The sequence below is a fragment of the Mesorhizobium sp. WSM4310 genome (assembly GCF_007003935.1).
Taxonomy (GTDB): Bacteria; Pseudomonadota; Alphaproteobacteria; order Rhizobiales; family Rhizobiaceae; genus Mesorhizobium.
In genome coordinates this window covers 1-6,590 of sequence record NZ_VFTA01000076.1, presented here as the reverse complement: position 1 = coordinate 6,590, position 6,590 = coordinate 1, and the positions used below count along the sequence as shown (strand labels likewise).

Below are 6,590 nucleotides of genomic sequence, written 5' to 3'. Positions count from 1 at the left end.
ACCGGCTGAACAGCCGTACCGTCTACATGAACCCGATCAGCCGCTTCATCTACTGGAACATGAACTACCATGTCGAACATCACATGTTCCCGATGGTGCCGTATCACGCGCTGCCCAGGCTGCATGAGTTGATCAAACACGACCTGCCGGAGCCGAACCCGTCGATGTGGCATGCCTATCGCGAGGTCTGGCCGGTGCTGCTCAGGCAGCTGAAATACGAGGATTCTTATCTCAAGCGCGAACTGCCGCCGACGGCCAGGCCCTATCGCGGCGAGTTCCACGAGGTCGATATGTCGGCTGCGGCCGAATAGCGATCGCGAATTTTGCAGGAGACCGAGATGGCCGATTGGGTTGAAGCGTGCGCGGTGGATGATGTCGAGGAAGAGGATGTCATCCGCTTCGACCATGGCGGCCGCACCTTCGCGGTCTACCGCTCGCCCGATGACGAGTTCTTCGCCACCGACGGCTACTGCACGCATGAGAAGGCGCATCTGGCCGACGGGTTGGTGATGGACGACATCATCGAATGCCCCAAGCACAATGGCCGCTTCAATTACAAGACAGGTGCCGCCAAGGGCGCGCCGGTCTGCGTCAATCTCGTGACCTATCCGGTGAAGATCGAGGCCGGTAAGGTGATGATCCAGATTTGACGCGCGGCAACCGATCCAGCATCACAAAGGGGACGCTTTAATGAGCCGAAAGAGACCGACCGTCGCCGATCTGCGGGCGATGAAGGGCAAGCGTCAGCTGACCATGCTGCGCGTGCTCAACCTGGATGAGGCGGAGGCCGCCGAGCGGGCAGGGGTCGATATCGTCTCGGTGCCACCCGAATTGGTGCTCAACCCGCAATATCGCGATGCCGCGCCCAGCCTGTTCACCATGCCGGGCGAGAATTTCTTCGAGATCGGCACGGCGGATGATTTCGTGCGCTGGGCCTTCCGGCTCTACAAGGCAAGCGCCGACGCGGTCTATTGCAGCGCCGGCTACGCCACCATCAAGCGCATGGCGGACGATGCCATCCCCGTCATCGGCCATGTCGGCCTCATTCCGTCGCGCGCCACCTGGACCGGCGGCTTCAAGGCGGTCGGCAAGACCGCCGACACAGCCATCCAGGTTTTCGAGGCGGTGAAACAGCTGGAGGCCGCCGGTGCTGTCGGCGCCGAGATCGAAGTGGTGCCGGTCGAGGTGGCCAAGGCGATTTCCGAGCGCACCTCGCTGATCATGCTGTCGATGGGGGCGGGGACCGGCTGCGACGCGCAATATCTGTTCGCCGACGACATTCTCGGCCAGAACCGGGGCCACATGCCGCGTCACTCCAAGGTCTATCGCAATTTCGCCGCCGAGTATGACCGGCTGCAGGCGGAGCGGGTGGCGGCGTTCTCCGAATATGTCGCCGACGTCAACAGCGGCGCCTATCCCGAGGACAGGCACGTCGTGCGCATGGACCCGGCCGAGCTCAGCCTGTTCATGAAAAGGGTAGACGCAAAGAGCTGATTATTCGATTTCTTTGCTGACCGCCGCAGCGCCTTGCCATGCTCCGTCGGTGAGCATGGCGTGGAGCACCTCGGCGTCGATCCCCAGCGGCCGGTCGTCCTTCAGCATCGATACATGCGCGCGCACCGCCGCATAGATCGCGCCAGTGCGCGGCGCCAGCGTCAACCCTTCACGCAGGTCGACGGCCTGGGCGGCGGCCATCAATTCGAAGGCGATCAGCCGCCGCCACAGCGCGATCATTCCGGCGCATTTCGAAACGGCGAGGGGCGACTGGGTCGCATGGTCCTCGACGCCTTCCGAAACGGGCAGGAAGTCGAGCATCACCGGATTGGCCTTGTGGCGGATGGCGGCCAAGATCGATGTCGCCGTCTTCTGCAGCGGCACGAAACCGGCCGAGGCGCCGCCGATGGGCGACAGATATTTGGTCAAGCCGTTGCGGCCCGAACCGGTGAGCTGGATGAAGCGGGCAACGCTGGCGGCGGCGCATTGCGCGATGGCCAGGCCGAGCGTCTCGAAGGCAAGCGAGAGTGAGGCCGTGTGGAAATTGCCGGTCGACATCACCAGTTCATCGTCGCCGATCACCAGCGGGTTGTCGGCGGCGGCGTTGAGTTCGATCTCGACAGCACTCTTTGCCTGGCCGATTGCCTCGATCAGCGCGCCGTGGATCGACGGCATGCAGCGGATCGACAACGGGTCCTGAATGGTCGTGGGCGCCGGCATCTCGTCGCGGGCGAGAAGGTCGTGCAAGGCCTTCGCCGCCTCCTGCTGTCCGGCCGCCGGCCGCGCCATCTGCAGGCGCGGATCGAGGATGGTGCGGTTGGCGCCAAAACCTTCCATGGTCAGCGCGCCGGCCTGCTGCTGCTGGGCGAGCGCCGACAGCGCATCCGTGATCGCGAGGGCGCCGCTGCCGGCGGAGACGGCCGAGGCGTTGATCAGCGACAATCCATCTTTGGGCGCCAGGCTGATCGGGGCGAGGCGCGCCATTATCAGCGCCTTGGCCGCCGGCATGCGCCGGCCCTGATAGTCGGCTTCGCCTTCGCCGATCAGCAGGCGAGCAAGCGCGGTCATCGGCACGAGGTCGCCGGCGCCGATCGAGCCGAGCGACGGCATCACCGGATGGACGCCGGCATTGAGCGCGTCGACCAGAGCAACGAAGACCATGGGCGACAGGCCGGAGCCGCCGGCCGACAGCATCGAGGCGCGGGCGACCATGGTGGCCCGCACGGCCTCTACCGGCAGAGTTTCACCGACCGCGCCGCTGCGGCCGTGCAGCAGCTGGCGCTGGAAGGCGCTGGCGTCGCCTTCGACGGAGGTGCCAAGATTGGCGCCAAGCCCGGTGTTCAGGCCGTAGATCTGCTGGCCTGAGGCGGCGGCCTGGTCGAGCACTTTTCGCGCCTTGTCCAGCCGGCCGATGATGTCGGCTCCGATCTCTACCTTGCGCGCCTGGCGGGCGACGGTGGCGACATCACCGACGCTGACGCCGGCTCCGGTGAGGACCAGCGCGCTCATGCGAAGCGCAGCCTCTGGCCGATGCCTCTTTCTCCTGCCTTGGCGAGCATCGCCTTGCCCAGCGCAATGTCGGAGAGCGACAGGCCGCGATGCCAGAACAGGATGGTCTCGTCGTCGCTCTGCCTGCCCGGCTTGAGGCCGGCGGCGATCTGGCCGAGCTCGGCATGCAGCGTTTTCTCGCTGAGCCGCCCGGTCTCGACATGAGCGCGTAGCGAGCCGAACTTGCCGCCCTTGCACTGGCCCCAATCGTCGACGACCATCTTCTCCATGATGTCGGTCAGCGACAGCTCCACCGCGCTCATCGTGCCATAGGGCACGACCAGCGCACCGGGCTTGATCCATTCGGTCTTGAGCAGCGGTTGTGGCTCCGGCAGCCGTGAGGCCTCGACGACGATGTCGGCGCCCTCGACGCAGCTTTTCCAGTCGGCTACGGCCGTGACCGCCTTGCCGAGATCGGCGGAGAGCTTGGCGGCAAAGCCGTCACGGCTTTCCGGGCGGCGCGAATGGACGCGGATTTCATCGAAGTCGAACAGATGGTCGAGCAGCCGCACGTTCCAGTAGGCGGTGCCGCGCGCGCCGACATGGGCCAGCACCCTCGAATTCTTGCGCGCCAGATGCTTGGCGCCGATCGCGGTGACCGCACCGGTGCGCATGTCGGTAATGACGGTGGCGTCGAGAATGGCGCGCGGCGTGCCGGTGCGTGGATCGAACAGATTGAGGATGCCGAATTCGGAGGGCAGGCCGTGCAGATAGTTGTCGACATAGTCGCCGACGATTTTCACGCCCGCCGTGTCGAGCGGCGCCACATAGCCGCGCAAGACATTGAAATGGCCGTGGAAGGATGGGTCCGGTTCGAGATGAACGCGCGGCTCGATCACCGTCTGGCCCTTGCCCTGGGCGACAAGGCCAGCCTCGACCGCCGCGATGATTTCGCCATCGGTCATGGCAAGCGCTTCAATGTCGAGGGCATTGAGATAGTCGATATAGATGGGCTTCATTTTGCGCGCGCACTTTCCTCGATCACCCGCGCATCCCATAGCAGGCCGCGACGCGACACGAAAGTTTGTTGCGCCGTGTCTGGACGCCGCCGGCTAAATGCTGTTCAAACCGGACCGAAATGACTGCCATTCCCGAGACCGAGACCTTGCCGGAAACGGCCACCAATGCACGGCGCGTGGCGCTAATCGTTGCCATCGCCTTCTTCATGCAACTGCTGGATTCGACGATCATCTCGACCTCGCTGCCGCAGATGGGCCAGTCTTTCGACGTGCCGGCGGTGGCGATGAGCATCGGCATCACCGTCTACATGCTGACCATGGCGGTGTTCGTGCCGCTGTCGGGCTGGCTCGCCGACCGTTTCGGCGCGCGCAACATTTTCCTCTTGGCCATCGCGCTGTTCACGCTGGCCTCGCTCGCCTGCGGTTTCTCGCAAAATCTGACCGAATTCGTTGCCGCACGTGCCGTGCAGGGGCTGGGTAGCGCGCTGATGACGCCGGTGGGCCGCATTCTCGTCCTGCGCAATGCGTCGAAATCCGAGCTGCTCAACGCCACCGCGCTGATCACCTGGCCGGCGCTGTTCGCGCCGGTGGTCGGTCCGGTGCTTGGCGGCTTCATCACCACCTATCTATCCTGGCACTGGAATTTCTTCATCAACATCCCGCTTGGGCTGATCGGGTTGGCGCTGGTCGCCCGCTTCATCCCGGGCGATCGCGAGGCGAACCCGAAGCCGCTCGACTGGCCGGGATTTTTCCTGACGTCGCTCGGGCTCGCCTGCCTGCTCTACGGTCTCGAGCGCGTCGCGCATCCCGAGGATGGCGTGCTGCCGACCACGGCGCTGATCACGGCGGGTGGCGTCATCGGCTGGCTGGCGGTGCGGCATCTGCGGCGCGCTCCGCATCCGCTGCTCGACCTCTCCTCGTTCAAGGTGTTGACCTTCGCCATCTCGACGCTTGCCGCCGGTACCATCTTCCGGGTGGCGATCAACGCCACGCCGTTCCTGCTGCCGCTCTTGTTCCAGCTCGGCTTCGGCCTCTCGCCTGTCGATGCCGGCCTGATGATCCTGGCCTATTTCCTCGGCAATCTCGGCATGAAGACGGTGACGACGCCGACGCTGCGGCGTTTCGGTTTCCGCCCGGTGATGGTGGTCAACGGCATCATCGCCTCGGCCTCGATCATGGCTTGCGGGGTGATCTCGCCGCAGACGCCGCAGGCACTGGTGGTGGCGCTGATGCTGATCGCCGGCCTGTCGCGCTCGATGCAGTTCACCGCGCTCAACACGCTGGCCTTCGCCGATATCGACGCCGCGCAGCGAAGCTCCGCGGCGACGTTGTCCTCGATGCTGCAGCAGGTGGCGATGCTGTTCGGCGTCGCCGTGGCGGCGGCGATCCTCAACCTGTCGCAGATCGCCAGGGCGCAACCGTCGCTCGACCTCGTCGATTTTCGAATCGCCTTTTTCGTGATCGGCGCCATCGGGCTGGTGGCGGCGCTGCGTTTTCTGGTGCTGCCGCCAACTGCGGGCGCCGAGGTTTCCGGCCACGCGCCGGGGAATTGAAAATCGGATTTTCTCGCCTGATGCGGAGATAAATTCCGCCTCATCCTTTCGCCTTGATGCTGCACTTTCGCGAATGGCTGCGAGGGCGCAATCGATTGCCAAAAATGCAGGAGTTTCCGGGCATTGCGCCAGTTTTGGCAATCGATACGTCCACTCGGCGAATATCAGCATAAGGCCGCGTTCTGAATGCGGATTCATTTGACGAACCGGCGCAGAGCCGATTAGCTTTTGCTTTCGGGATGGCAGCGCTGCCATCGGGGCAAACGCGGACATGAATGCGATCGGCTGGCTAAATCTCAGGAGCCTGAATCAGGAAGGCATTGTCTTTGCCATCGCAGTGGTGCTGTTCCTTGCAGCTGCCATCGGCCTGCCGGGCTTCATCGACCCCAACAACCTCGTCGCCATCGTCAGGTCGGTGTCGGTGCTGGGCATATTGGCGCTCGGGATGGCGGTCGTCATCATCGGGCGCGGCATCGACCTGTCGGCCGTGGCGATCATGGCGATGTCGGTTGCCTGGTATCTGCAACTGCTCAACACCGGAACCTCGGACGGGCTGGCCTTCGCCTACGTGCTGGCCGGCGTGCTCGCCATCGGCCTGCTCAACGGCTTTCTCGTCGCCTATGCCGACGTGCCGGCGATCTTCGTGACGCTGGCGACCGGCTCATTCGTCTTCGGCTATGTCCGCTCGCAACTGATCACGCAGGACGCCGTGCCGGTGCCGCAGGGCCATTGGGTCGAACTGCTTGGCGGCCTGCGCTTCCTCGATATCCCGATCGAGGTTTTCGTCTTTGCCGGCCTGGCTTTCCTGTTCTTCCTGTTCCTGCGCTACACCAAATGGGGGCGCTACATCTATTTCGCCGGCGACAATCCTGTCGCCGCCCGCAACATCGGCATTCCGGTGCGGCCGATGCTGGTGCTGCGCTACGTGCTCTCCGCCTTCGTGGCGCTGATCGCCGGCCTGCTGACGGCGGCCAGCCTGCATTCGATCAACACCCGCGTCGTCAACTCGACGCTGCTTTACGACATCGTGCTGGTG

General features: G+C 64.4%; 7 protein-coding genes. 5 read left to right on the top strand and 2 right to left on the bottom strand.

Annotation, left to right across the window (positions count from 1 at the left end; genetic code table 11):
- The 3 genes from FJV80_RS34260 to FJV80_RS34250 all read left to right on the top strand — a co-directional run.
- A partial coding sequence (locus FJV80_RS34260) for a fatty acid desaturase (protein WP_185975305.1) occupies positions 1-311 on the top strand: 311 nt, incomplete at its 5' end.
- Positions 312-338: 27 nt separating this feature from the next.
- Positions 339-650 (top strand): MocE family 2Fe-2S type ferredoxin, encoded by a 312-nt coding sequence (locus FJV80_RS34255; protein WP_095787828.1) that lies wholly within the window; start codon positions 339-341, stop codon positions 648-650.
- Positions 651-690: 40 nt separating this feature from the next.
- The gene (locus FJV80_RS34250; protein ID WP_095773828.1) at positions 691-1,494 is read left to right on the top strand and encodes a 3-methyl-2-oxobutanoate hydroxymethyltransferase; all 804 of its coding nucleotides are present in this window, start codon (positions 691-693) and stop codon (positions 1,492-1,494) included.
- On the opposite strand, the gene hutH is transcribed toward FJV80_RS34250, so the two are convergent.
- Positions 1,495-3,003, bottom strand: coding sequence for a histidine ammonia-lyase (gene hutH / locus FJV80_RS34245; protein WP_095790740.1), 1,509 nt, complete (start codon positions 3,001-3,003; stop codon positions 1,495-1,497). It lies immediately after the preceding gene.
- Complete coding sequence (locus FJV80_RS34240; protein ID WP_142878493.1) at positions 3,000-4,001, bottom strand: ornithine cyclodeaminase family protein; 1,002 nt, start codon at positions 3,999-4,001, stop codon at positions 3,000-3,002. The genes hutH and FJV80_RS34240 overlap by 4 nt, the downstream gene beginning before the upstream one ends.
- Positions 4,002-4,120: 119 nt before the next feature.
- Here FJV80_RS34240 and FJV80_RS34235 point away from each other — a divergent pair, with 119 nt between their 5' ends.
- On the top strand, positions 4,121-5,554 hold the full coding sequence (locus FJV80_RS34235; protein ID WP_142878492.1) for a DHA2 family efflux MFS transporter permease subunit: 1,434 nt from the start codon (positions 4,121-4,123) through the stop codon (positions 5,552-5,554).
- 271 nt (positions 5,555-5,825) lie between these two features.
- Positions 5,826-6,590, top strand: a 765-nt coding sequence (locus FJV80_RS34230) for an ABC transporter permease (protein WP_142878491.1), incomplete at its 3' end; no start/stop codon positions are given.